The 24,343-nt window shown below is 69.1% G+C and carries 30 protein-coding genes; 17 read left to right on the top strand and 13 right to left on the bottom strand.

Translation table 11 applies throughout. From position 1 onward, the window contains the following. The first annotated feature begins 1 nt into the window (after nucleotide 1). Nucleotides 2–511 (top strand): YdcF family protein, encoded by a 510-nt coding sequence (locus tag M9980_RS12200; protein WP_250751294.1) that lies wholly within the window; start codon nucleotides 2–4, stop codon nucleotides 509–511. Here the strand turns inward: M9980_RS12200 and M9980_RS12195 are convergent. Together M9980_RS12195 and M9980_RS12190 are read right to left on the bottom strand one after the other, a co-directional pair. After that, nucleotides 483–1,145, bottom strand: a complete 663-nt coding sequence (locus M9980_RS12195) for an HAD family hydrolase (protein WP_250754925.1) — start codon at nucleotides 1,143–1,145, stop codon at nucleotides 483–485. The two genes, M9980_RS12200 and M9980_RS12195, sit on opposite strands and share 29 nt — an antisense overlap. 8 nt (nucleotides 1,146–1,153) lie before the next feature. After that, nucleotides 1,154–1,846 (bottom strand): YggS family pyridoxal phosphate-dependent enzyme, encoded by a 693-nt coding sequence (locus M9980_RS12190; RefSeq protein ID WP_250751292.1) that lies wholly within the window; start codon nucleotides 1,844–1,846, stop codon nucleotides 1,154–1,156. Between the two features lie 49 nt (nucleotides 1,847–1,895). Here M9980_RS12190 and M9980_RS12185 point away from each other — a divergent pair, with 49 nt between their 5' ends. Continuing rightward, entirely contained in the window at nucleotides 1,896–2,384 is a 489-nt protein-coding gene (locus M9980_RS12185; protein WP_250751290.1) for a thiamine phosphate synthase, read from the top strand. Between the two features lie 27 nt (nucleotides 2,385–2,411). Here the strand turns inward: M9980_RS12185 and M9980_RS12180 are convergent, their stop codons facing one another. Beyond that, nucleotides 2,412–3,125: a hypothetical protein gene (locus M9980_RS12180; RefSeq protein ID WP_250751287.1), complete on the bottom strand. Its 714-nt coding sequence runs from the start codon at nucleotides 3,123–3,125 to the stop codon at nucleotides 2,412–2,414. 213 nt (nucleotides 3,126–3,338) lie between these two features. Between M9980_RS12180 and M9980_RS12175 the strand changes: the two genes are divergently transcribed. The 4 genes from M9980_RS12175 to holA are packed head-to-tail and all read left to right on the top strand — an operon-like array spanning nucleotide 3,339 to nucleotide 7,854. Beyond that, nucleotides 3,339–3,773 (top strand): DUF3576 domain-containing protein, encoded by a 435-nt coding sequence (locus tag M9980_RS12175; RefSeq protein WP_250751285.1) that lies wholly within the window; start codon nucleotides 3,339–3,341, stop codon nucleotides 3,771–3,773. Nucleotides 3,774–3,830: 57 nt separating this feature from the next. Next, the gene (gene leuS / locus M9980_RS12170) at nucleotides 3,831–6,326 is read left to right on the top strand and encodes a leucine--tRNA ligase (RefSeq protein ID WP_250751283.1); all 2,496 of its coding nucleotides are present in this window, start codon (nucleotides 3,831–3,833) and stop codon (nucleotides 6,324–6,326) included. Further along, nucleotides 6,323–6,835: an LPS assembly lipoprotein LptE gene (gene lptE, locus M9980_RS12165; RefSeq protein WP_250751282.1), complete on the top strand. Its 513-nt coding sequence runs from the start codon at nucleotides 6,323–6,325 to the stop codon at nucleotides 6,833–6,835. Before leuS ends, lptE begins: the two co-directional genes overlap by 4 nt. Beyond that, the gene (holA, locus tag M9980_RS12160; protein WP_250751279.1) at nucleotides 6,832–7,854 is read left to right on the top strand and encodes a DNA polymerase III subunit delta; all 1,023 of its coding nucleotides are present in this window, start codon (nucleotides 6,832–6,834) and stop codon (nucleotides 7,852–7,854) included. The genes lptE and holA overlap by 4 nt, the downstream gene beginning before the upstream one ends. A 46-nt stretch (nucleotides 7,855–7,900) precedes the next feature. On the opposite strand, the gene M9980_RS12155 is transcribed toward holA, so the two are convergent. From M9980_RS12155 to M9980_RS12130, 6 genes are all read right to left on the bottom strand, one after another. After that, nucleotides 7,901–8,818: a ParB/RepB/Spo0J family partition protein gene (locus tag M9980_RS12155; RefSeq protein WP_250751276.1), complete on the bottom strand. Its 918-nt coding sequence runs from the start codon at nucleotides 8,816–8,818 to the stop codon at nucleotides 7,901–7,903. Then, on the bottom strand, nucleotides 8,815–9,594 hold the full coding sequence (locus M9980_RS12150) for a ParA family protein (protein WP_250751273.1): 780 nt from the start codon (nucleotides 9,592–9,594) through the stop codon (nucleotides 8,815–8,817). The genes M9980_RS12155 and M9980_RS12150 overlap by 4 nt, the downstream gene beginning before the upstream one ends. Continuing rightward, nucleotides 9,591–10,208, bottom strand: a complete 618-nt coding sequence (gene rsmG, locus M9980_RS12145; protein WP_250751271.1) for a 16S rRNA (guanine(527)-N(7))-methyltransferase RsmG — start codon at nucleotides 10,206–10,208, stop codon at nucleotides 9,591–9,593. The genes M9980_RS12150 and rsmG overlap by 4 nt, the downstream gene beginning before the upstream one ends. Beyond that, nucleotides 10,205–12,043 carry a tRNA uridine-5-carboxymethylaminomethyl(34) synthesis enzyme MnmG gene (mnmG, locus tag M9980_RS12140; protein WP_250751268.1) on the bottom strand — a complete coding sequence of 613 codons (1,839 nt, stop codon included), beginning with the start codon at nucleotides 12,041–12,043 and terminating at the stop codon, nucleotides 10,205–10,207. The genes rsmG and mnmG overlap by 4 nt, the downstream gene beginning before the upstream one ends. A 63-nt stretch (nucleotides 12,044–12,106) precedes the next feature. After that, a complete protein-coding gene (mnmE, locus tag M9980_RS12135; RefSeq protein ID WP_250751265.1) occupies nucleotides 12,107–13,393 on the bottom strand; it encodes a tRNA uridine-5-carboxymethylaminomethyl(34) synthesis GTPase MnmE in 1,287 nt (428 codons plus the stop codon). Between the two features lie 12 nt (nucleotides 13,394–13,405). Beyond that, nucleotides 13,406–13,633 carry a DUF6489 family protein gene (locus tag M9980_RS12130; RefSeq protein ID WP_250751262.1) on the bottom strand — a complete coding sequence of 76 codons (228 nt, stop codon included), beginning with the start codon at nucleotides 13,631–13,633 and terminating at the stop codon, nucleotides 13,406–13,408. Nucleotides 13,634–13,657: 24 nt separating this feature from the next. On the opposite strand from M9980_RS12130, the gene M9980_RS12125 reads away from it, so the two are divergent. Beyond that, complete coding sequence (locus M9980_RS12125; RefSeq protein WP_250751260.1) at nucleotides 13,658–14,134, top strand: methylated-DNA--[protein]-cysteine S-methyltransferase; 477 nt, start codon at nucleotides 13,658–13,660, stop codon at nucleotides 14,132–14,134. After that, nucleotides 14,134–14,823: a dienelactone hydrolase family protein gene (locus tag M9980_RS12120; RefSeq protein WP_250751259.1), complete on the top strand. Its 690-nt coding sequence runs from the start codon at nucleotides 14,134–14,136 to the stop codon at nucleotides 14,821–14,823. Before M9980_RS12125 ends, M9980_RS12120 begins: the two co-directional genes overlap by 1 nt. A 27-nt stretch (nucleotides 14,824–14,850) precedes the next feature. Here the strand turns inward: M9980_RS12120 and M9980_RS12115 are convergent, their stop codons facing one another. From M9980_RS12115 to hemE, 4 genes are all read right to left on the bottom strand, one after another. Beyond that, nucleotides 14,851–15,501 (bottom strand): TerC family protein, encoded by a 651-nt coding sequence (locus M9980_RS12115; protein ID WP_250751257.1) that lies wholly within the window; start codon nucleotides 15,499–15,501, stop codon nucleotides 14,851–14,853. A 113-nt stretch (nucleotides 15,502–15,614) separates the two neighbouring features. Continuing rightward, nucleotides 15,615–16,871, bottom strand: coding sequence for a transcription termination factor Rho (rho, locus tag M9980_RS12110; RefSeq protein WP_250751255.1), 1,257 nt, complete (start codon nucleotides 16,869–16,871; stop codon nucleotides 15,615–15,617). A 174-nt stretch (nucleotides 16,872–17,045) separates the two neighbouring features. Further along, nucleotides 17,046–17,501 (bottom strand): CopD family protein, encoded by a 456-nt coding sequence (locus tag M9980_RS12105; RefSeq protein ID WP_250751253.1) that lies wholly within the window; start codon nucleotides 17,499–17,501, stop codon nucleotides 17,046–17,048. Further along, nucleotides 17,498–18,550 carry a uroporphyrinogen decarboxylase gene (hemE, locus tag M9980_RS12100; protein ID WP_250751252.1) on the bottom strand — a complete coding sequence of 351 codons (1,053 nt, stop codon included), beginning with the start codon at nucleotides 18,548–18,550 and terminating at the stop codon, nucleotides 17,498–17,500. The genes M9980_RS12105 and hemE overlap by 4 nt, the downstream gene beginning before the upstream one ends. Before the next feature lie 284 nt (nucleotides 18,551–18,834). On the opposite strand from hemE, the gene M9980_RS12095 reads away from it, so the two are divergent. From M9980_RS12095 to M9980_RS12055, 9 genes are read left to right on the top strand one after another with little or no spacing between them, the layout of a single operon-like run. Further along, on the top strand, nucleotides 18,835–19,656 hold the full coding sequence (locus M9980_RS12095; RefSeq protein ID WP_479725558.1) for a pyruvate, water dikinase regulatory protein: 822 nt from the start codon (nucleotides 18,835–18,837) through the stop codon (nucleotides 19,654–19,656). Nucleotides 19,657–19,694: 38 nt separating this feature from the next. Beyond that, nucleotides 19,695–20,249 (top strand): Maf family protein, encoded by a 555-nt coding sequence (locus M9980_RS12090; protein WP_250754923.1) that lies wholly within the window; start codon nucleotides 19,695–19,697, stop codon nucleotides 20,247–20,249. After that, nucleotides 20,246–21,061, top strand: a complete 816-nt coding sequence (locus M9980_RS12085; protein ID WP_250751248.1) for a shikimate dehydrogenase family protein — start codon at nucleotides 20,246–20,248, stop codon at nucleotides 21,059–21,061. The genes M9980_RS12090 and M9980_RS12085 overlap by 4 nt, the downstream gene beginning before the upstream one ends. Beyond that, nucleotides 21,058–21,666, top strand: a complete 609-nt coding sequence (coaE, locus tag M9980_RS12080) for a dephospho-CoA kinase (protein WP_250751246.1) — start codon at nucleotides 21,058–21,060, stop codon at nucleotides 21,664–21,666. Before M9980_RS12085 ends, coaE begins: the two co-directional genes overlap by 4 nt. A gap of 7 nt (nucleotides 21,667–21,673) precedes the next feature. Beyond that, the gene (gene dnaQ / locus M9980_RS12075; RefSeq protein ID WP_250751243.1) at nucleotides 21,674–22,363 is read left to right on the top strand and encodes a DNA polymerase III subunit epsilon; all 690 of its coding nucleotides are present in this window, start codon (nucleotides 21,674–21,676) and stop codon (nucleotides 22,361–22,363) included. A 55-nt stretch (nucleotides 22,364–22,418) separates the two neighbouring features. Further along, the gene (hpf, locus tag M9980_RS12070) at nucleotides 22,419–23,009 is read left to right on the top strand and encodes a ribosome hibernation-promoting factor, HPF/YfiA family (RefSeq protein WP_250751240.1); all 591 of its coding nucleotides are present in this window, start codon (nucleotides 22,419–22,421) and stop codon (nucleotides 23,007–23,009) included. Between the two features lie 59 nt (nucleotides 23,010–23,068). Then, on the top strand, nucleotides 23,069–23,536 hold the full coding sequence (locus tag M9980_RS12065; RefSeq protein WP_250751238.1) for a PTS sugar transporter subunit IIA: 468 nt from the start codon (nucleotides 23,069–23,071) through the stop codon (nucleotides 23,534–23,536). Next, a complete protein-coding gene (locus M9980_RS12060) occupies nucleotides 23,523–23,984 on the top strand; it encodes a PaaI family thioesterase (RefSeq protein ID WP_250751236.1) in 462 nt (153 codons plus the stop codon). Before M9980_RS12065 ends, M9980_RS12060 begins: the two co-directional genes overlap by 14 nt. A 3-nt stretch (nucleotides 23,985–23,987) precedes the next feature. Then, nucleotides 23,988–24,311, top strand: a complete 324-nt coding sequence (locus tag M9980_RS12055) for a DUF1491 family protein (protein ID WP_422921365.1) — start codon at nucleotides 23,988–23,990, stop codon at nucleotides 24,309–24,311. The last annotated feature ends 32 nt before the right edge of the window (nucleotides 24,312–24,343 follow it).

The raw sequence follows: 24,343 nt of genomic DNA, 5'->3' as shown, positions 1-24,343 counted from the left end.
CATGCGCCGGCTGATCGTGGTGTTCGGCGCGGCGGTGCGCGCCGACGGATCGGCCAGCCCGACGCTGGCGCGGCGGATCGCGATCGCCGAAAGAGCCGTACTGGCCGACGACCAGAACGAAATCCTGTGCTCGGGCGCGGTCGGCGATCACCCGCCATCCGAAGCGGCGGTGATGGCGGCGCTGCTCGCGCGCAGCATCGATCCGGCGCGCATCCACCGCGACGACCGCAGCCGCGATACCTTGCAGACCGTGGCGGCGGCTGTCGCCTTCACCCGCGCCCACGGCTTCGACCGCTGCGTCGCCTGCACCGACCGCTATCATCTGCCGCGGGTGCGCATGCTGTTCTGGCTGTTCGGCATGCCTGGCGACACGGTGTCGAGCGCGCGCGGCGAGCATCGCGGGTCACGCGCCTACCTTACCAAGATGCGCCTGCGTGAGGCGGCGGCGCTGCCCTATGACCTTGTCGCCGGCGCCTGGGCGGTCAGGCGAGCAGCGCGGCGACGGCGGTGAAGTCCGCTGCGACCGCGTCGGCGCCGAGCGCGCGGAGGCGGTCGGCGTGGCCGATGCCGCAGTGGGTGCCGGCGCACAGGCCGATGACATAGCCGCCCGACGCCACCGCGCCGGTCACGCCCACCGGCGAATCCTCGATGATCGCGCAGGCCCCGATGGCGACGCCGAGCACGGCGGCGGCGTGGAGGTAGAGGTCGGGCGCCGGCTTCCCGCGCACGACATGCTCGCGGCCCGAATAGATGTGATCGCCGAACGCGTCGGACAAACCGATGTGGGCGAGGTGCGCGCGGATCCAGGCGGTCGAGCTGGACGACACCACCGCTTTCGGCAGGTCCGCGGGCAGCGCGCGGATGAAATCGACCGCGCCCGCGACCGATCCGACCCCTTCCGCAAGCGCCCGAGCATCCTCGGCGGCGCGGGCGGTGTGAAAATCGTCGGGAACCACCCGCCCGATCCACCGCTCGATCGCGCCGATGAAGTCCGCGCCGGCCAGCCCCATGAAGTTCGCCATCGAATCCTCAGGCGACGTCGGATGGCCGATGCCGGTCAGATAGTCGGCGATCTGGGCGTTGCCGGCGGCCTCGCTTTCGACCAGCACCCCGTCGAAATCGAACAGCAGCGCCTCGAACCGCACCGGCAGAGTCACGCGCGCGTACCGAACAGCGCGGTGCCGACGCGGACATGGGTCGCGCCGAGCGTCACCGCAGTCTCGACATCGTCCGACATGCCCATGCTGAGGCCATCGAGCCCGTGGTCGCGTGCGAGCTTTGCCAGCAGCGCGAAATAGGGTGCCGGCTCCAGCCCGACGGGAGGCACCGCCATCAGCCCGGCGAGCGGCAGGTCGGCGGCGCGCGCCTCCGCCAGCAAAGCCGGCAGATCGGCGACCGCGCAGCCGCCCTTCTGCTCCTCGTCGCCGATGTTCACCTGGATGAAGCATGCCGGGCGGCGGTCCTGCCCGTCCATTGCCTTGGCGAGCGCCGCGACCAGCGACGCCCGGTCGACCGAATGGATCGCGTCGAACAGCGCGATCGCTTCGGCGGCCTTGTTCGACTGGAGCTGACCGACGAGGTGCAGCGCGATGCCGGGCGTTTGCTCGCACAGCACCGGCCATTTCTCGGCGGCTTCCTGCACGCGATTCTCTCCGAACACGCGCTGGCCCGCCGCGATCAGCGGGCGGATCGCGGCGACGTCGTGCATCTTCGATACCGCAATCAGCGTGACGTCGTCGGTATCGCGACGCGCGATCTTGGCGGCGCGGGTGATCCGGGCGTGGACATCGGCCAGGCGGCGGGCGGCATCGTCGGACTGCATCCGCGGCGCTATAGGGAGCGTCATGCCCCGCCGCCACCCCACGTCTACGCGCGCTCTGCCCCGCGTCTGGCTGATGACCGACCCGCGGCTGGGCGATGCCCTGTGGACGGCGCTGGAGCGGTTACCGCGTGGCGCAGGCGTGGTGTTCCGGCATTATGACGCCCCCGAGCGCGCCGTGCTGTGGGCGCGCGTGCGCCGGATCGCGCGACGGCGGGGGTTGATGCTGATGTCGGCGGGAGAGCCGCTGCGCGGCGCCGATGGCGTGCACAATGGTCGCGGCACGGGGCTGCGCAGCCGGGCGGTGCATTCGCGGCGCGAGATGGTCGCGGCGGCGCGCGAAGGGGCCGATGTGGTGTTCGTGTCGCCGATATTCGCCACCCGATCGCATCCCGGCGCGCGGACGCTCGGGCGCATGCGCCTTGCGAGCCTAGTCGGCGCCGCGCCCATGCCGGTGATCGCGCTGGGCGGAATGACCGCGGCCCGTTTCGCGTCACTGAAAATGACGGGCGTGTATGGTTGGGCGGGAATCGACGCGTGGATTTCCGCGCCCGATGCCGATTAGGGAGCCGACCGCCATCCGGCAGCCGGATCAGAAGCGGAAGGCGGTTCCGACGTACACCGACTGGCTGTCGCGACGATTGTCGGTCAGCTGCGGCAGGCGCTCACGCTCGCTCTTGTAGCGCACGCCCGCGGTCAGATCGAGATTGCGGGCGATCGAATAGGCGCCGCCGACATCGACCGAATAGCTGGGCTCCTCCGCGACCAGACGCGGCTGGTTGGCGAGCGGACGGGCCGCCTCCGCCTTCACGCGACCGCTGAAGGCCTTGCCGGTGTAGCTGACGCCGACGTCGGCGCTCTCCCGACTGCCCGGCTGCCCGGCGAGATCGACCTTGGCGAGGTCGCCCGACAGCGCGAACCGCTTCCAGCTGACCGCGACGCCCAGATTATAGGCGATCGGCGCGAGAGCGACCGCCGCGGGCTGCGCCGCCGATTCGCCGGCGACATTGGCGCCGCGCGTCGTCCGCGCGCGAACCGCGACGCTCAGCGCACGACCGCCGCGACCGGCGCTCGACGGGGTGAAGCGGAAACCGCTGCCGGTGGTGCCCGCACGCGCCAGAACGGCGGCGAGTCGCGGATCGGCGGAAGCGGGCGTGAACGACCCGATGTCGCTGGTCGGCACCGTCGCCGCACGGCGCGGCACCAGCGTGCGCGCGTCCTCCGCACCGATCGCGGGCGCGACAGCAGCCGCCACGGCGATGGCCGCGGCGAGCGTCGTTCCGGCAATGATGCGATTCGCGACCATGCGAGCCCCGGTTCCTTGCGTTGCTATGCGGTACCACGGAAGAAGCGCGATGTTCCACCGCAGAGAATCTTTTCGTGCGAGTGTTGCAGCTTATCCACAGGTCGCCGGGATGCTTGCGGCCATGCCCCCAGCTTCTATAGAGGCGTGTCGGGCCGGTTCGCCATGCGGACGGGCCCGCGAACAGATTTTTGCCCTGCCTTCGAGGATGTGCCGATGACCCCCCGTACGCGTATCGCCCTGATGAGTGTCGCGATGCTGGCGCTGGCCGCCTGCGGTCGCGGCGGCGATCGTCCGAAGGCCGATCTGGCCGCGTCGCAGGTGACGACGATCGGCGTGAACAGCTATCTGTGGCGCGCCAGCCTGGAGACGCTGCGCTTCATGCCGCTGCTCCAGACCGATTCCAACGGCGGCGTCATCGTGACCGACTGGTATCCGAACCCGAGCCAGCCGAACGAGCGGATGAAGGTGACGGTGACCATCCTCGACCGCGACCTGCGCGCCGATGCGCTGAGCGTCGCGGCGCTGCGTCAGGTCAACCAGGGCGGCCAGTGGGTCGCGGCGCCCGTCCAGGCGGCGACCGTGCAGAAGCTGGAGGACATCATCCTCACCCGCGCCCGCGACCTGCGTCGCGGCGCGGTGGCGGGCTGATCCGCCGGTGGGCGGTCCTCGCCGCCCGGACCCGTTTTTCGATAAGGTGATGTGAACATGTCGCGTTTCAACGCGCTGTCGGCCGACGCCCGCTGGCAAGCGGTGTGGGACGAGCGCGCGACCTTTGCCGCCCGCGACGACAGCCCCCGGCCCAAGAGCTACGTGCTCGAGATGTTTCCCTATCCGTCGGGAAAAATCCACATGGGCCACGTCCGCAATTACACGATGGGCGACGTGCTGGCGCGGTTCCGGCGGATGACCGGGCACGAGGTGCTCCACCCGATGGGCTGGGACGCGTTCGGCATGCCCGCCGAGAATGCGGCCATGGAAAAGGGCGTGCATCCCGGCGCCTGGACCTACGACAATATCGCATCGATGAAGGCGCAGCTGAAGCGGCTGGGCTTCGCGCTCGACTGGAGCCGCGAGCTCGCGACCTGCGACCCCGCCTATTACGGCCACGAACAGGCGCTGTTTCTCGACCTGCTGGCCGCGGGCCTCGTCTATCGCAAGGAATCGTCGGTCAACTGGGACCCGGTCGACATGACCGTGCTCGCCAACGAGCAGGTGATCGATGGCAAGGGCTGGCGTTCGGGCGCGACGGTCGAGCGGCGCAAGCTGAACCAGTGGTTCCTGAAGATCACCGACTTCGCCGACGAGTTGCTCGACGGGCTGGATACCCTTGAGCATTGGCCCGACAAGGTTAAGCTGATGCAGGAAAACTGGATCGGCAAGTCGCAGGGTCTGCAATTCCGCTTTGCCCTCAGTGACGGCGGTTCGGTCGAGGTCTTCACCACCCGCCCCGACACGATCTTCGGCGCCAGCTTCGTCGCGGTGGCGGCGGATCATCCGATCGCGCAAGGCTTGGCGAGCGACCCCGCGGTCGCCGACTTCATCGCGGCGTGCAAGGCGGGCGGCACGTCGGCTGCCGAAATCGAGACGCAGGAGAAGCTCGGCTACGACACCGGCCTGACCGCGCAGCATCCGTTCGATCCCGCGATCCAGCTGCCGGTGTACATCGCCAACTTCGTGCTGATGGAATACGGCACCGGCGCGGTGTTCGGCGTGCCGGCGCACGACCAGCGCGACCTGGATTTCGCGCGCAAGTACAGTCTGCCGGTGCGCCGCGTGGTGTCGGACGGCGACGCCACCGATCCGTTGTTCGCCGGCGACGAGGCCTATACCGGCCCCGGCACGCTGGTGAACTCGCACTTCCTCGACGGAATGGACGTCGCCGACGCCAAGCGCACGGTAATCACTCGCGCGGAGGACGACGGCTGGGGCCGCGGCACGACCGTGTGGCGCCTGCGCGACTGGGGGGTGAGCCGCCAGCGATACTGGGGCACGCCGATCCCGATCATCCACTGCGATGCCTGCGGCGTCGTGCCGGTGCCCAAGGATCAGCTGCCGGTCGTGCTGCCAGAGGACGTCAGCTTCGACGTTCCCGGCAACCCGCTCGACCGCCACCCGACCTGGAAGCACGTCGCCTGCCCGACCTGCGGCGGCGATGCGCGGCGCGAGACCGACACGCTCGACACCTTCGTCAATTCGAGCTGGTACTTCATCCGCTTCGCCAGCCAGCCCGACGACCAGCCGTTCGACAAGGCCGTGGCCGAGCAATGGCTGCCGGTCGGGCAATATATCGGCGGGGTCGAACATGCGATCCTGCACCTGCTCTACGCCCGTTTCTGGACGCGCGCGCTGAAGCATATCGGCAAGCTCGACGTCGCCGAGCCGTTCGCCGGCCTGTTTACGCAGGGCATGGTGACGCACGAGACGTACAAGGATCCCGCCGGCATCTGGCTGGCGCCCGAACAGGTCGAGGGCGGCACGGTCATCGCGACCGGCGAGCCGGTGACGGTCGGCCGCGTCGAGAAGATGTCGAAGTCGAAGAAGAACACGGTCGACCCCTCGCCGATCGTCGATCGCTACGGTGCCGACGCAGTCCGGTGGTTCATGCTGTCCGATTCGCCGCCCGAGCGCGACCTGCCGTGGAGCGAAGCCGGCATCGAGGGCGCGTGGCGCTTCGTCCAGCGCGTGTGGCGGCTGGTCACCGCGGAGGGCGCGACGACCGCCGCCGGCGACGACACCGCGATCACCCGCCTGCTCCACCGCACGATCGCCGGCATCGCCGAGGATGTCGAGGCGCTGGCCTTCAACAAGGCGGTGGCGAAGCTCTACACGCTGGTCGCCGCACTGGAAAAGGCGCAGCCGTCCGCCGCCCGCGCCGACGCGATCGCGACGCTCCCGCGGCTGGTCGCGCCGATGATCCCGCACGTCGCAGAGGAATTGTGGGAAGCGCTCGGCAACCTCGGCCTCGTCGCCGATGCCGCCTGGCCCGAGGTGGACCCGGCGCTGCTGGTCGACGATTCGGTTACCGTTGCGGTGCAGGTCAACGGCAAGCTGCGCGACACGCTGACCGTCGCCAAGGGGTCGGCGAAGGACGCGCTGGAGGCCGCGGCGCTCGCCTCGCCGCACGTCCAGCGCATCCTCGACGGCGCGGCACCGAAGAAAGTGATTGTCGTCCCCGACCGACTGGTCAACATCGTCGCATGATCCGCCTCGCTGCCCCGCTCGCCCTGATGCTCCTGCTGTCGGCGTGCGGCCTGCGCCCGCTGTACGGCGGGGTGAACAGCCCGGCACGCGCGACGCTGGGCGCGGTGCAGGTCGCGCCGATCGAAGGGCAGGCAGGCTATCTCGTTGCGACCGCGCTGCGCGACCGGCTGGCCGCGGGCGATGCCGCGGCACCGCGCTACCGCCTCGACGTGCGGCTCGACGACCGCATCACCGGGCTTGGCGTGCGGCGCGACGACAGCATCTCGCGCGAGCGCCGGACGCTGCGCGCACGCTACCAGTTGGTCGATCTCGCCCGCGGCACGACGCTCCTCGATGCCACCGCGGGATCGGATGCGGGTGTCGATGTCGTCGGCTCCGAATATGCGACGATCGCCGCCGAGCAGACCGCGCTGGAGCGGCTGTCGGGAATTATCGCCGACCAGATCGTCGCGCGCCTGGCGCTCTATGCCGACCGCGCGGCGGAGGCCGCGCCGACCGCGACGCCATGAAGGCCAACGCCGGCCAGATCGCCACCGCGATCGACCGCGCCGCCGCGGGCAACGGCGATATCCGACTGTTCCTGATCCACGGGCCCGACGAATCGGGTGCGATGGAGCTGGCCGCGCGCATGGCCCGCGCGATCGGCGCCGATGCCGAGCGTATCGACCTCGACGGCGCGTCGCTGAAGGCGCAACCCGGGCGTCTCGCCGACGAGGCGGCATCGCTGTCGTTGTTCGGCGGCAAGCGTTTCGTCCGCGTGACCGCGATGGGCGAGGAATCGCTCGAGGCCGTCACGCTGCTGCTCGGCCTGCCGGTCGCGGGGACGCCGGTGGTGGCCATCGCCCCCAGCGTTAAGGCCAGCGGCAAGCTGGTGAAGCTGGCGCTGTCCGCTCCCGCGGCGATGGCGTTCGCCTGCTACGTGCCCGAGGGTGCCGACGCCGCGCGCATCGCCGCCAACATCGCGCGCGAGCAAGGCGTGCGCCTGACCGGGTCGACCGCCGCGACGATGGTCGCCGGGGCTGGCGGCGACCGCGCGATCCTGACGCGCGAGATCGAGAAGCTGGCGCTGTACCTCGACGCCGCGCCCGACCGTCCGAAGGAAGCCGACGAGGATGTGCTGGCGCGCATCGGCGCCAACATCGACGACAGCGAAATGGCGCGGGCGATCGCTGCGGTAATCGACGGCGCGCCTGCCGTGTTCGGTCCGGAGATGGCGGGCGTCGAAGCGGCGGGGATGGCGATCCCGATGCTGCGCGGACTCTCGCGGCGGCTGATCGCGCTCGCCGACATGCGCGCCGAAGTCGACAGCGGCGCCTCAGCGGAATCGGTGGTCGAGAAGCACCGGGTGTTCTGGAAGGAAAAGGCGAGCACGATCCGAGCCTTGCGCCGCTGGACCGCGCCGCAGATCGCCGCCGGCGTGGCGCGGGTACGGCGTGCCGAGCGCGGCATCCTGTCGGGCGGCGGCGCGGCATCGGTGACGGTCGCGCACGACACGCTGGCGATCGCGGGCGCCGCCGCGCGTCGCTAGATCCGCTCCCCGCGCGTGAGCTTAGATCCGCTCCCCCCGGCGTAGGTTAAATCCGCTCCCCGCTCAGGCGTTGGCAGACCATGTCGAGCTGATCGAGCGTCGAGTATCCGAGCGACAGCGTGCCGCCCTTCTCGCTGTGCGCGATCTTCACCCGCAGGCCGAGCAGGTCGCCCAACTGGCGTTCGAGCGCGGCGATATCGGCATCGCGCTCACCGCCGCCTTCCTTCGCGCGCTTGCCGCTGGCCGGTGCCGGCTTCACCGCGCGGGCGAGGCGCTCGGTGTCACGCACCGACAATCCCTCGTCCGCAACGCGCCGCGCGAGCCCTGCGGCGTCGGGGGTCCCGATCAGCGCGCGGGCGTGGCCCATCTCGATTTCGCCGGTTACCAGCATAGCCCGCACCGGCGAAGGAAGATCGAGCAATCTCAACAGGTTGGAGACGTGGCTCCGCGACTTGTTGACCAGCTTGCCCAGCGCGTCCTGGGTGTGGCCGAACTGCCGGATCAGCCGCGCATAGGCTTCGGCTTCCTCGATCGCGTTCAGGTCCGCGCGCTGGATATTCTCGACCAGCGCGATTTCCATCGTCTCGGCATCATCGAGCTCGCGCACGACCACCGGGACCTCGTGCAGCCGCGCGCGCTGCGCCGCGCGCCACCGCCGCTCGCCCGCGACGATCTGATAGTCGTGGCCGTGCGGGCGCACGACGATCGGCTGGATCAACCCACGTTGCGCGATCGAGCGCGCCAGCTCCTCCAGCGCATCCTCGTCGAAATGGCGACGCGGCTGGTCGGGATGCGGGGCAAGCGCGCTGACCGGCAGCATGCGCAGCCCCGACGGCATCGACGCCGAGCCGTCGGCGGCGATCGGCGCCTCGATCACCGCATCGCCGAGCAGGGCACTCAATCCGCGCCCGAGGCCGGGGCGCGCCTTGCGGGACGGGGCAGGAGCGGGAGCGGGTTCGGTCATGCTGCCTTCGCCAATCGGGGGAGCCGGGAAATCACTTCGCGGGCCAGTGCGATATACGCCTGCGATCCCGTGCAACGATGATCGTAGATCAGGGCGGGCATGCCGTGGCTCGGCGCCTCGGAGAGACGGACGTTGCGTGGGATGACGGTGTCGAACACTACGGGGCCGAGCACGGCGCGGACATCGTCGGACACCTGGTCGGTCAGGCGGTTGCGGCGATCGTACATGGTCAGCACCACCCCCAGGATCGACAGTCCGGGATTGAATCGCGAACGGATGCGCTCGACCGTGGTGAGCAGCTGGCTCAGGCCCTCCAGCGCAAAAAATTCGCATTGCAGCGGTACCAGCAGCGCGTGCGCGGCGATCATCGCGTTGATCGTCATCAGCCCCAGCGAGGGCGGGCAATCGATCAGGACCACGTCCCACCGTGCATCGCTGCGCGCGATGGTGCGGTCGAGGCGGTGCGTCCGCTCCTCGAACTCGATCAGCTCGATCTCCGCGCCCGACAGATCGACCGTCGACGGCACGATATCGAGCCGCGGAACCCGCGTCGGGATCGCCGCTTCGATCAGGCTGCAATCGCGGATCAGCAGGTCATAGCTCGACAGCGTCCGATCGGCGCGCGCAATGCCGAGACCGGTCGAGGCGTTGCCCTGCGGATCAAGGTCGATAAGCAACACGCGCGATCCGGTCGCGGCGAGCGCCGTGCCGACGTTGATCGCGGTCGTGGTCTTACCCACTCCGCCCTTCTGATTGGCGATCGCGATGACTTTCATCGCCGCCGCACCTGCGTCGCCACCACGATTCCCGAGTTCGGATTTACGATGCTCTGTTTCACGTGGAACGTACCGTGCCACGATCGCTCCGCAGCCGCTACCTCGGATTGCGCCGACGCGCCCTTTGGCAGGATGAAGCAGGTCGAGCGATCGGAGAGATGGCGGGTGGCGTCGAACAGCGCCGGCATCGTTGCCACCGCCCGCGCCGATATCACATCGAACGGCCCCCCGGTCGCATTCTGCGCCTTGGCCGGCACGACGGTGACGCGATCAGCGATACCGAGCGTCTCGGCGCATTCTTCCAGAAACGTCACACGCAACCGGCGCGGTTCTATAAGGGTGACAGCCAAGTCCGACAACACCGCCACCACCAGGCCTGGAAGCCCCGCGCCCGACCCAACGTCTGCCCAGGTTGCGGCCCCTTGCGGCGCGAGCGGGAGCAGCTGCGCCGAATCGACGAGGTGGCGGCTCCACATCGTCGCCACCGTGGACGGCGCGATGAGGTTCTGCTGGTCGGCGCCGACGGTGAGAAACGCCGCGTAGCGATCGAGCCTATCTTCGGCCGCTGCGCCGAAACGATCGGCGATCCAGGCGCGTGCCTCCTCTTCGGTCACGCGGCGCGCCGTTTCACGTGGAGCAGGATGGCGGACAGGGCTGCGGGCGACACCCCGCGGATACGCCCCGCCGCGCCGAGCGAAGGCGGACGCGCCGCGCTCAACCGCTCGACCATCTCGGTGGAGAGCCCAGGGATCAGCGCATAATCGATATCGGGCGCGAGGGGGGTCGCTTCGCCGGTCGCGAGGGCTGCGACTTCCGCCGCCTGCCGCTCGATATACGGGGCATAGCGCGCGTCCTCGACGAACTCGGCGAACAGATCGGGCGCGATGGCGTCGAGATTTTCCGCCAACGAACCCGGGTCGATGCCGGGCACGCGCAGCCACTCGCGCGCGCTGCGGCGGCTGCCGTCGCGCGTCACCGGCGCGCCACGGTCGGCGACCGTATCGGCTGTCATCATGTGCGCGAATGCGGCATCGAGGTGCGCACGGTGCGCAGTCCGTTCGCGCAGCCGGGCACTGCGCTCGGTTCCGATCAGGCCGTGGCGCTCGCCGATTGCGGTCAGCCGCGTCTCGGCATTGTCGGCGCGCAACGACAACCGGTGCTCGGCGCGCGCGGTGAGCATGCGGTACGGCTCGGTCACGCCCTGCAACACCAGATCGTCGATCATCACGCCGAGGTAGCTGGTCGCGCGGTCGAGCCTGAGCGGCGCGGCGCCGAGCGCGTGGGCAGCGGCATTCGCGCCCGCCACCAGCCCCTGCCCGGCGGCTTCCTCATACCCGGTCGTGCCGTTGATCTGGCCCGCGCAGAACAGCCCGGGCAGCATCGCCACCTCCAGACTGTGGTCGAGCGCCCGCGGATCGATATGATCATATTCGACCGCATAGCCCGGCACCACGATCCGCGCCGCTTCCAGCCCAGGAATCGAGGCGATCATCGCCGCCTGCACGTCGCGCGGCAGCGAGGTGGAGATGCCGTTCGGATAGACCAGCGGATCGTCGAGCCCTTCCGGCTCCAGGAACACCTGGTGCCCGGTGCGGTCGGCGAACCGGCGCACCTTGTCCTCGATCGACGGGCAATAGCGCGGCCCGTCCGCGGCGATCGCACCGCTATACAGCGGCGAGCGATCGAACGCGGCGCGGATCAGGTCGTGCGTGTGCTCGGTCGTGCGCGTGATCGCGCAGGCGAGCTGCGGCAGGGCGCGATCCTGAGACATGGGCGACATCGTCCAGTCATGGGCATCGGACGGCTGCGCCTCCAGCGCACCCCAATCGATCGTTCGCCCGTCCAGCCGCGGCGGCGTGCCGGTCTTCATCCGCGCGATCGGGAGGTCCATCGCGCGCAGCCGCTGGCCAAGCATCGTCGCGGCACGCTCACCGGTGCGCCCACCCGCCTCGCGCTCGTCGCCCCGGAAAATTCGTCCGCCCAGAAACGTGCCGGTCGCGAGCACGACGGCGTGCGCGTCGATGACGGTGCCGTCGCCGAGTAACAGTCCGCCGACGCGACCGCCGCGGACAACCAGATCGGCGGCCTCGCCCGCGACGATGGTGATGCTTGGCTGATCGCCCAGCAAACCGGCGATGGCCGCGGCGTAGCGGCGGCGGTCGGCCTGGATGCGCGGGCCGTGGACGGCAACTCCCTTGCTGCGGTTGAGCATCCGGTAATGGATTGCCGCTCGGTCAGCAGCGCGTGCCATCAACCCGTCGAGCGCGTCGACCTCGCGCACCAGATGCCCCTTGCCTATCCCGCCGATCGCCGGGTTGCACGACATCGCCCCAATCATACCCGGGTCCAACGTGACCAGAGCCACCCGCGCACCGCAACGTGCCGCAGCGGCGGCGGCCTCGGTGCCGGCGTGGCCGCCGCCGACTATGATGACATCGAATTGCGACATGGCACCGCTCTACGCATCCGCACCGCCCCGGTCAAAAAAGCCGGGCACGTTTCACGTGGAACATCATTTGCCGATGCAAAATCCCGCGAACAGAGCGTCGAGCACCGCCTCGGTATCGGCGCGCCCGGTCAGCCGATCGAAAGCGCGGCGCGCCGACCGCAAATCCTCAGCGACCAGCAGCGGATCGCTCGCCTCCGCTGCATCGCGCAGGTTCGATGCTGCACCGCGGCATAGCTCGCGTTGCCGGGCGTTGAGCGCCGGCACATCCGCGGTCGGCAACAGCGTCGCCGCTCGGTGCTCCAACGCGGTCCACAGCGCGGCCTCGCCACCCGGTCGCACTCCGGACGCCGCGATCCGGCCTTCTGGCGTGATCTCTCGGCCCGCCACATCCACCCGCGCATGCACCGCTAGCGCGTCGGCGCGGGGCGGCGCAGCATCGCCCAGCCAGAGGAGGATATCGGCCTCGGCGATGCTCGCCTGCGCGCGCGCGATCCCAACCGCCTCGATCACGTCGTCCGTCTCCACCGCCAGACCGGCGGTGTCGGTGAACAGCCACGCGATGCCGCCGCGCACCACCGGTGCTTCGATCCGGTCGCGCGTCGTGCCCGCGATCGGCGAGACGATCGCCGCATCGCGCCCGACCATCGCGTTGAGCAGCGTCGACTTGCCGCTGTTCGGCGGTCCCGCCAGCACCACCCGGATGCCGTCGCGCAGGCGCTCGACTGGGGGCTGGTCGAGCAGCATGGCGATCTCGCGCGCCAAGTCATCGGCGTCGCGCGCGACGCGCGCCAGAAGCGCCGCCGCGTCGCCGACGTCGTCCTCGTCGTCATGGTCGATCGCCGCCTCTACCAGCGCGGACAGCGCGACGGCGCGGGCGCTCCATGCCTCGATCCGGCGGCGGAGGGTGCCGTCGGCGGCGCGCATCGCGGCACGGCGCTGCCCTTCGGTTTCGGCGGCGAGCAGGTCGGCGAGCCCCTCCGCCTCGGTCAGGTCGATGCGCCCCGCTTCCAGCGCACGGCGGGTGAATTCGCCGGGCTCGGCATCGCGCAGTCCGGTCATATCGCGTAGCGCGCCCGACACCGCCGCGACGACGGCGCGCCCGCCGTGGAGGTGAATCTCTGCAATATCCTCGCCGGTCACGCTCGCCGGGCCCGAAAAGGTCAGCACCACCGCCCGGTCGATCAGCGCCCCGTCCGCCCCCCGGATCGCGCGCAGACCGGCGTGACGCGGCGGCGGCAGGGTGCCGGCCAGCCGGGCCACCGCCGCGAATGCTCCCGGCCCACTCACCCGCAGGACCGCGATCGCCGAGGGCACCGCGCCGCTCGACACCGCAAAGATCGTGTCAGTCATGTCGGTTCGACATCAGGATTTGGCGCCGCCCTCGAACAACTTGCGCCACATCGCCATGCCGGCCTCGCCCATCGGCGCCCAGCTGCGCATCATCGTTTCGAGCATTTCGGGCGGCACCCCGCCCTGCATCGTCTCCATCATCATCGACACATATTTGTCGTGGAGCGGGGTCAGGTCCGGCAGCCCGACCGCGCGGCGCGCTTCCTCCGGCGTGCAATCGACCTCGACGTTGATCTTCATGGCCCATCCCCTAATCTGGCGAGCATGACCTATGCCCGCGATACAGCACTCCTCGCAACGCCTGTCGGCATGGTCCGGATCGAGGGCGATGCGGCGACCATCCACCGCATCGCCATCGAAACCGAGCGCCAGGCGCCGCGCCGTCCGGATGGCGCTGCGGTGCTGGCGGCGGCGGAGCAGCTCGAGGCTTGGTTCGACGGCGCGCTCCGCGACTTCGACCTGGCGCTCGCCCCGGCCCGCACACCGCGCGGGCAGGCGTTGCGCGACGGGCTGATAAAGGTCGGCTACGGCACCAGCATGACCTACGGCGCGCTCGCGCGGCAACTCGGCTCGTCGGCGCGCGCCATCGGTCAGCTGTGCGCGCGCAACCCCTTCCCCATCGTCGTGCCGTGCCACCGCATTCTGACGAGCGCCGGTCGCGACAACTATTCGGCGGGAGCCGGCGTCGAGACCAAGCGTTGGCTGATCGATCACGAGACCCGGTTCGGAGAACACCGCTGATGCTGCCCATCCTCACGCTCGCCGGCGACGGCCAATTCGACGCCTATGTCGCGCGGCCCGCAGGCACGGCGCGCGCCGCGATCGTCGTCATCCAGGAAATCTTCGGCGTGAGCGCCGGCATCCGCCGCAAATGCGACCGGCTGGCGCAGGACGGCTATCTCGCCATCGCGCCCGACCTGTTTTGGCGACTTAACCCCGGTATCCAGCTCGATCCCGATGTGCCCGAGGAGATGCAGCAGGCGCTGGACCTGATGGGCAAGTTCGACCAGGACCAAGGCATCGCCGATATCGAAGCGACGATCCGCATCGCGCGGGCGGAAATCGCCGGCGGCAAGGTCGGCTGCGTCGGCTACTGTCTGGGTGGGCGGCTGGCCTATATGACTGCGGCGCGCACCGACGTCGATGCCAGCGTCGGCTATTATGCGGTCGGCATCGATGGCCTGCTGGGCGAAAAGCACGCCATCGCCCACCCGCTGCTGCTCCACATCGCCGGGGCCGACCATTTCGTGAGCGCCGAGACACAGGCCGCGATGCACGACGGGCTCGACGACCATCCGAAGGTCACGCTGATCGATTATCCGGGCGAGGACCACGGCTTCGCCACCGAAATCGGCGCGCGCCGCTCGCCCGAGGCCGCGGACCGCGCGGATGCGGCGACAGCGGCGTTCTTCGCCGAGAACCTGGGATAGCCCGCACGCCCCGGCGTGCGGGCAATGTCAGAACAGCGTGCCGAGGCCGACTGCCGGATCGACGAACCCCTCGTAGATCATCTTGCCGGCGACGTAGAGGATCACCAGCAAGCCGATATAGGCGATCCACCTGTAGCGTTCGATGTACTTGGCGATTGCAGTGGCGGCGAGGCCCATCAGCGCGACCGACAGCAGCAGGCCGACGATCAGGATGCCGGGATGCTCCTTGGCCGCGCCAGCGACGGCCAGCACATTGTCGAGGCTCATCGACACGTCGGCGATCGCCACCGCCCAGGCGGCACCGACGAAGCTCTTGGCCGGCTTCAGGTCGACGGTTTCCTCTGCGGTCTTGCCGGGGTCGTGACGCAGCTCGCGCCACATCTTCCACGACACCCACAGCAACAGCAGCCCGCCGGCGAAAATCAGCCCCACGACCTGCATCAGCTGCGTGACCGCCAGCGCGAACACGATCCGCAGGACCAGCGCGGCGATGATGCCGATCAGGATGACCTTCTTGCGCTGGTCGGCGGGCAGGCCCGCGGCCAGCGCGCCGACGACGATCGCATTGTCGCCCGCCAGCATGACGTCGATCATCAACACCTGCAGGAACGCCGACAGCGCCGATGGGCTGCCGATGTTGGCGAAGTCGTTGACGATGTGCTGCCAGAGGTCGGTCATGCGGGCGTCCTAGTCATAAAAAAGGCGTGGGCAAAGCCCACGCCGTCGGCCGGATTGCATCCGCCGGCCGTGCCGGTGCGAGTCCAGGCGCAGCGTGCGCCGGGCCGCAGCCGTCACTGATTCATGGAATCGAAGAAATCGTCGTTGGTCTTCGAATTCTTCATCTTGTCGAGCAGGAATTCCATCGCGTCGATGGTGCCCATCTGCATCAGGATGCGGCGCAGCACCCACATCTTGCTGAGCTTGTCCTTCTCGACCAGCAGCTCTTCCTTGCGGGTGCCGGACTTGCCGACGTCGAGCGCCGGGAAGATGCGCTTGTCGGCGACCTTGCGGTCGAGGACGATTTCGGAGTTGCCGGTGCCCTTGAACTCTTCGAAGATCACCTCGTCCATGCGGCTGCCGGTGTCGATCAGGGCCGTCGCGATGATCGACAGGGACCCGCCCTCCTCGATGTTGCGCGCCGCGCCGAAGAAGCGCTTGGGCCGCTGAAGCGCGTTCGCATCGACGCCGCCGGTCAGCACCTTGCCCGATGACGGCACGACCGTGTTGTAGGCGCGACCCAGGCGGGTGATCGAGTCGAGCAGGATCACGACGTCCTTCTTGTGCTCGACCAGGCGCTTGGCCTTTTCGATAACCATTTCAGCGACTTGCACGTGGCGCGTGGCGGGTTCGTCGAAGGTCGAGGATACCACCTCGCCCTTCACGCTGCGCTGCATGTCGGTGACTTCTTCCGGGCGCTCGTCGATCAGCAGGACCAGCAGGAACACTTCGGGGTGATTGTCGGTGATCGCCTTGGCGATGTTCTGCAGCATCACCGTCTTGCCGACGCGCGGCGGCGCGACGATCAGCGTGCGCTGGCCCTTGCCCTGCGGGCTGACGATGTCGATGACCCGCGCCGACTTGTCCTTCTGGGTCGGGTCGAGCTGGTCGAGCGTCAGCTTGCTCTCGGGGTAGAGCGGCGTCAGATTGTCGAAATTGACGCGGTGGCGGACGACGTCGGGGTCGTCGAAATTGACGCTGACGAGCTTGGTGAGCGCGAAATATCGCTCGCCGTCCTTAGGGCCCCGGATCTCGCCCTCGACCGTATCGCCGGTGCGCAGCCCGAACTTACGGACCTGGTTCGGCGAGATGTAGATGTCGTCGGGACCGGCCAGGTAATTGGCCTGGGCGCTGCGCAGGAAGCCGAAGCCGTCCGACAGCACCTCGATCGTGCCCTCGCCCATGATCTGGTCGCCGTTCTCGGCCTGGATCTTCAGGATGGCGAACAGCAGATCCTGCTTGCGCAGCGTCGAGGCGCTTTCGACGCCCAGCTCCTCGGCCATGCTGACCAGCTCGGCGGGGGCTTTCTTCTTCAGGTCTTTGAGATGCATTTCGGGCGTCCGGGGAATGGGAGGCTGAGGAGGTTTCTTGGCCGCTGATCTGTCGGAAGACGACTGCGCTGGCAAAAACGGGAGGGTGCGCGCCCGCCGGGGCCGGCGGGGTCGCGTTCTCCTCGCGAATTAGGTGGCGGGCGGGGTCAAGTCAAGCAGGGCCCCGCCCCGGTTTCAGAACGGGCGAACGATCACCAGCACGACGATCGCGAAGGCGGCGAGCGCCGGCACTTCGTTGACCATGCGCAAGGTACGGCCCGAGAGCCGCCCCTCGCCGGTCGCCAGCCGCTTCGCATAGCTGACCGCCCAACCGTGATAGCCGCTCAGCAATACCACGATCAGCAGCTTGGCATGCAGCCAGCCGAGCCCCGCCCCGCCGTCGAACAGCCCGAGATTGGCGGCAAGCAACAGACCCAGCAGCCACACCGCGACCAGCGAGGGCGTCAGGATCATTCGGCGCAGCACGCCCTCGCGCTTGATCCAGCGGGCCTCCTCGGCGGCATCACCCAGTCCTTCCTGATGATAGACGAGGTAGCGCGGCAGCATGAACAGCCCGGCCATCCAGAAGATGACGAACACGACGTGCGCCGCCTTCACCCACGGATATGCGGCGCCGAGCAACCCGGTCACGCGGCGCCCCTGACGCGAGCGATCGCCTGTTCGACATGCGCGATCGGCGTGTCCTGCTGGATACCGTGCCCGAGGTTGAAGACGTGCGGGCGATCGCGGAACGCACCCAGCACGCGGTCGATCGCGGTGTCGAGCACGTCGCCGCCCGCAATCAGCGCCAGCGGGTCGAGATTGCCCTGTACCGGCAGACCGGAAGGCAACGCGGCGTCGGCCCACACGGGGTCGACCGTCTCGTCCAGCCCGATCGCGTCGGGGGCGACGCCAGTCGCATAGGCGGCGAGCTTGCCGCCCGCGCCCTTCGGAAAACCGATGATCGGCGTGTCGGGGTGAAGCGCGCGCAGGCGGCGCACGATCTCCGCATTCGGCGCGATGACCCAGCGCTCGAACTCGGCGGGGCTGAGGCTCCCGGCCCAGCTGTCGAACAGCTGCACCGCCTCGACCCCCGCGGTGATCTGCCCCGAGAGATAAGTGACAGTCAGCGCGACGATCGCGTCGATGATCGACTGGAATGCCTGCGGGTCACGGTAGGCGAAGCGCCGCGTCTCGGCCTGGTCGCGACTGCCTTGGCCGGCGACCATATAGGTCGCGACGGTCCAGGGGCTGCCGGCAAAGCCCAAAAAGGTGACCTGTGGGGGCAATGCCGCAGCCACCCCGCGGACGGTCGCATAGACCGGCTCGAGCCGCTCAGGTGCCGGCTGGAGCGTCTCCAGCGCATGATCGACCAAGGTCGGCGCCAGACGCGGCCCCTCGCCCACCTCAAACCACAGATCCTGGCCGAGCGCCCACGGCACCATGAGGATATCGGAAAACAGGATGGCGCCGTCGAAGCCGAAGCGGCGGATCGGCTGGAGCGTGATCTCGGTCGCCGCCACCGGATCGGTCGCCAGCGCCAGGAAACCGCCCTTCTCGGCCCTGAGCGCGCGATACTCGGGCAGGTAACGTCCCGCCTGACGCATCAGCCAGATCGGCGGCGCCGACAGCTTTTCCCCACGCAGCGTCGCGAGCAGGGGCTTGGGGGCGTGCGTATCGCTCAAGTCCGGTCCCAACATAAAAGAAGAATCTAGATATAAGGGTTGTTGAAGGTTGTTGGTCCGTGGGTAGCGGGGTTTACGGCGGCGTCCAGACTCTGCCCACAGATTGACCGGAGCGGCGGCGCGATTCCGCGGCGATTCGAAGTGGCGATCCCCGTTATCCACAGGCGGTGGACGAAATCGGGGGCTGTCGGCGGGACTGTGGACGAAGCGGCATGGATCGCCCGGTTTTCGCGTGCTTGGCGGCTTGGCCGAGTTGCGCTAGCCCCCACCCCCATGTTGTCCACAGATCGCTCCCGGTGATGCGTCTGCACCTCCATCTGCTGTCGGATTCGACGGGCGAGACGCTGGAGAACATCGCCAAGGCGGCGCTGGCGCAATATGACGACGTCGATACGCAGCGGCATTTCTGGCCGATGGTGCGCAACGAGGCGCATCTGGAGCGCATCCTGACCGAAGTCGCGCAATTCCCGGGCCTCGTCCTGTTCACGCTGGTCAATCCCGCGATCCGCACGATGCTGGAGGATCGCTGCCGCGCGATGGGCCTGCCCGCGGTCGCCCCGCTCGACGGAGTGAACGACGCGCTGTCGGGGCTGCTCGGGCAGGAGGCCAAGGCCCGGCCCGGGCGCCAGCATACCCTCGACGCCGCCTATTTCGCGCGGGTCGAGGCGATCCAGTGGACCATCGCCCATGACGACGGCATCGCGTCGGACGATTGGGAGGCCGCCGATATCGTGCTTGCGGGCGTTTCGCGCTCTTCGAAGACGCCGACCTCGATCTACCTCGCCAACCGCGGGTATAAGACCGCGAACATCCCGATCGTGGTGGAATCGCCGCCGCCGCCGATCCTGTTCGCACTCAAATCGCCGCTCGTTGTCGGGCTGACCACCAGTGCCGACCGGCTGGTCCAGATCCGCCGCAATCGCCTGTTGTCGCTCAACCAGAAGACCGAGACCGCCTATGTCGAACAGGAATCCGTGATGCGCGAGGTCGCCTACGCGCGGCGGATGTTCGCCGACAACGGCTGGCCAGTGATCGACGTCACCCGTCGCTCGATCGAGGAAACCGCCGCCGCGATCATCGCGCTGGTCGGCGAGCGTACCCTGGCCGGGGTCGAGGCGTGAAGCTGATCCTCGCCAGCGGCAGTGCCTCGCGCCGGGTGATGCTCGAACAGGCGGACGTCGCGTTCGAGATTGACCGGCCCAACGTCGATGAGGACGCGGCCAAGGCTGCGCTCGCCGCCGCGGGCACGTCGGCGCGCGATACCGCCGATGCGCTGGCGCAGCTGAAAGCAATCAAGGTCTCAGCCCGCCACCCCCGCGCGCTGGTGCTCGGCAGCGACTCCGTGGTCGAGCTCGATCACGGCATCCTGCTCGACAAGCCGGTCGACCGCGCCGACGCCGCCGACCATCTGCGTCGCCTGTCGGGGCATCGCCACCGGCTGCACAGCGCCGCGGTGATCGTCGAGGATGGCCGCCCGGTGTGGCGCGAAGTCGATACCGCGACGCTGTTCGTGCGTCCGCTGTCGGATGCGTTCATCGACGCCTATCTCGACGCCGAATGGCCGGCGATTGCGGGATGCGTCGGCTGCTACCGGATCGAGGGGCCGGGCGCACAATTGTTCGCGCGGATCGACGGCAGCCAGTTCACGATCCTCGGCCTGCCGCTGTTGCCGGTGCTCGATTACCTGCGCGTCCGCGGAGTATTGACGTCATGAGCGTGCGCTATGCCGAGGTGATCGGCGATCCGATCGCGCAATCCAAGTCGCCGCTGATCCACCGTTTCTGGCTGGAGGCGCTTGGGCTGGAGGGCGAGTATCGCCATGCCCATGTCACCGCCGAAGCCCTGCCCGGCTATATCGCCGACCGCCGCGCCGATCCCGATTGGCGCGGGTGCAACGTGACGCTGCCGCACAAGCTCGCCATCCTCGACCTGGTCGACGATCCGGGCGACGTGCGCGGCAGCATCGGCGCGATGAACACCGTGCTGCACCAGGGCGACGGGGCATTGGTCGGCACGAACACCGACGCCGCCGGCTTCGTCGCACCGATCGCCGGTCTCGATCTCGCCGGACGCCGCATCACCGTGATCGGTGCCGGGGGGGCGGCGCGAGCGGTGCTGTTCGCATTGTCGAAGCTCGGGGTCGGCGCAGTTACGGTGCAGAACCGATCGCCGCTGAAGGCCGCGGGGCTGCTCGCCCGCTTCGGACTGAAGGGCGACGTCGCCGCGATCGGCGCGCCCTTGGCCGGAGATACCGCGTTGCTGGTGAACGCCAGCGCGCTCGGCATGGCGGGGCAATCCCCGCTGTCGCTCGACCTGACGCCGATGGGCGAGGACGCCGTGGTGTACGACATCGTCTATTCACCGCTCGAGACGCAGCTGCTGGCGGACGCGCGGGCGCGCGAGCTCGATACGGTCGACGGGCTGGAGATGCTGGTCGGCCAGGCCGCGCTCGCCTTCGAGCTGTTCTTCGGGCGCGAACCGCCGCGCGATCGCGACGAGGATCTGCGCGCGCTGCTGACGTCATGACCGGCCCGCGCCCGCTGGTGATCGGCCTGACCGGGTCGATCGGCATGGGCAAATCGACCGTCGCGGCGATGTTCGCCGACGAAGGCGTGCCGGTGTTCGACGCCGACGCCGCCGTCCACGCCCTGCAGGGGCCTGCGGGGCGTGTCGTCGCGGCGATCGAGGCGCGGTTCCCCGACACCACCGGGCCGCAGGGCGTAAACCGCACCGCGCTGGCCGAAGCCGTGTTCGGCGATCCCGCCGCGCTCGCCGCGCTGGAGGCGATCGTCCACCCCGCGGTCGCCGACGAGCGTCGCGCATTCCTGGCGCGCCACGCCGATGCGCCGCTGGTCGTGCTCGACATCCCGCTGCTGTTCGAAACCGGCGGCTGGCGGTCGGTCGATCGCATCGTCGTCGTCTCCGCCCCCGCCGATGTGCAGCGCGCGCGTGTGCTCGCCCGGCCCGGAATGACGGTCGCGCGGTTCGAATCGATCCTCGCCAAGCAGACCCCCGATGCCGAAAAGCGCGCGCGCGCCGATCACGTCGTGCCGACCGACGGCGCGCTGTCCCGCACCCGCACGCGCGTGCGTCAGGTCATCGCTTGCCTAGCGGGCGCGACGGGAGGATAAGGTCGCCATGCGCGAAATCGTGTTCGACACCGAAACGACGGGGCTCAGCTTCGCGGGCGGCGACCGGCTGGTCGAGATCGGCTGTATCGAGATGGTCAACCGCGTCGAGACCGGACGCAGTTTTCACGCCTATATCAATCCCGAACGCGACATGCCGGCGGAGGCGGAGGCGGTGCACGGCCTGTCGGCGGTGTTCCTGTCGGACAAGCCACTGTTCGGTGCGGTCGTCGCCGACCTGCTCGAGTTCGTCGGCGACGCGCCGCTGGTCGCGCACAATGCCGGTTTCGACTTTTCCTTCCTGAACGGCGAGCTGAAGCGGGCCGGCCGGGTCGAGATCTGCCGCTCGCGCATGGTCGACACGCTGACGATCGCGCGCACGCGACACCCCGGTGCCAAGCATTCGCTCGACGCGCTGTGCGTGCGCTTCGGCATCGACCGGTCGCACCGCGTCGTCCACGGCGCGCTGCTCGACGCGCAATTGCTGGCGCAGGTCTATGTCGAGCTGACCGGCGGGCGGCAGATCGGGCTGGGGCTGGCGGTCGAGCCGGTCGCCGACACGGTGGTCGAGCTGGTCGCGGTCCGCGCCGAAATCCGCCCGCCGCGCGCACATGCCGCTTCGGCGGAGGAACTGGCCCGGCATGCCGAATTTATGAAGACCGTGAAGGAACCGCTCTGGGGGGCGTCTGCGTTCGGTTGACCCCGGCGGCGCGGGTTTCGGCGCGCACCGCCCAATCCAAGAAGGAGAAACAGGCATGGATATCCGTGTATCGGGCCATCAGGTCGACACCGGCGATGCTTTGAAGCGCCACGTCGAGGATCGGCTACAGGGTATCGCCGACAAATATTTCTCCCGCGCGATTTCCGCGCAGGTGACCTTCGGCAAGGGCCCGCACGATCACGGCTTCGTCTGCGACATCGTCGCGCATGTGATGCAGGGCCTGGTGCTGAAGGGCAGCCACACCAATCCGGGCAGCGAGGCGCATCTGGCGTTCGATGGTGCCGCCGACAAGATCGAGAAGCAGCTGCGCCGCTACATGCGCCGGCTGAAGGATCGCAACGCCGGCCAGGCCGCCGCCTTTGCCGAGGCCGACGGTCGCGACGGCGCGGGCTACACCGTGTTCAACGGCGGCGGCGAGGAGGAAGAGGCGACCGACGCCCCGCTTATCATCGCCGAGACCCGCGTCGACGTGCCCGACGCCAGCGTGTCGGACGCGGTGATGATGCTCGACCTGCGCAACACCGCCGCGCTGCTGTTCAAGAATAGCGGGACGGGCAGTTTCAACATGGTCTATCGCCGCCACGACGGCACCATCGGCTGGGTGGAGCCCAACCGCGCGGGCTGAGCCGACGGGATCGAACAGGCCGGGCGGCGCGAGGAGCGTCGCCCGGAAAGGGGGACGATGTGACCGACCTGAGCGACATGATCGCTCTCGACTGCGTGTTGCCGGACGTGTCCGTGGGCACGAAACGCGCGCTGTTTACGGCGCTGGGCGCGGCATCGGCGAGTGCGCTGGGGCTCGATGCCGGACTAGTCGCGACGCGGCTGGCGGATCGCGAGAAGCTGGGCACGACCGGGTTCGGCGGCGGCATCGCCGTGCCGCATGCGCGGATCGAGGGCTTGCCGGAGGTGCGCGGCATCTTTGCGCGGCTGACGCGGGGGATCGATTTCGCTGCGGTCGACGACCTGCCGGTCGATCTTGTGTTCATGCTGCTGTCGCCGCCCGATGCCGGTGCGGACCATCTGAAGGCGCTCGCGCGCGTGTCGCGGCGGTTGCGCGATCGCGGCCTCGCAGAAAAGTTGCGCGGCGCAGGTTCGCGCGACGCGCTGTATGCGCTGCTGACCGGGATCGGCGCGCGTGACGCCGCCTGAGCTGCCGGCGGGTGCCGAGGCGCATTTCCGCGCGCTCGAATCGCTCTATGCCGCGGCACCCGTCAACGGGCTGTTCGAATCGCGGCTGACGATCGTCGAGGCGGGGCGCGCGCGGATCGACTTCACCCTCGACGAGCGCCATTTCCATGCCGCCGGCGCGGTCCACGGCACCGCTTATTTCAAGATGCTCGACGACGCCGCTTTCTACGCGGCGAACAGCCTGGTGACCGACCGGTTCCTGCTGACGACGGCGTTCAACCTGTTCTTCACCCGCCCGCTGGGGCCGGGACCGGTGGTGGCGGAGGGACGCTGGGTCAGCGGCCAGCGCCGGGTGTTCGTGGCCGAGGCGCGGATCATCGATGCCTCCGGCGAAGAGGCGGCGCGCGGCACCGGCACCTTCATGCGCTCGCGCATCGGGCTCGCCAGCCTGCCCGGCTATGCGGCCTGATCGATGCGACTGACGTCGGAATTCCGAGTGAAGGCGCTCATCCGCCGTGTCCACGACGCCGGCGGATCGGCGATGATCTTGGCGCGCGGCGATGCGATGGGCGGCGCGGTGCTGGCGATCGCGCAGGTGCCGGGCGCACCACCGCGCGCGCTGGAGCGCGGGCTGGGCGATGGCGGGTTGATCGCCGCGGGTCCGGCGGAGGCCGACGATTCCGCGCTGCTGGATTATTGGCGCCGCCGCCGCGCACGCGATCCGGACCTGTGGGTGGTCGAGGTGATCGTCGCGGATGCCGAACGATTCGTCGCTGAAACGATCGCCGCCGATTGACTCTGTTGCACTGCGGTAACAAACGCCGGGTT

The organism is Sphingomonas donggukensis (assembly GCF_023674425.1).
In the GTDB taxonomy this organism is placed as follows: Bacteria; Pseudomonadota; Alphaproteobacteria; order Sphingomonadales; family Sphingomonadaceae; genus Sphingomonas; species Sphingomonas donggukensis.
The sequence above is the reverse complement of the archived record's forward strand: the minus strand, read 5'-3'. Positions and strand labels throughout refer to the sequence as shown.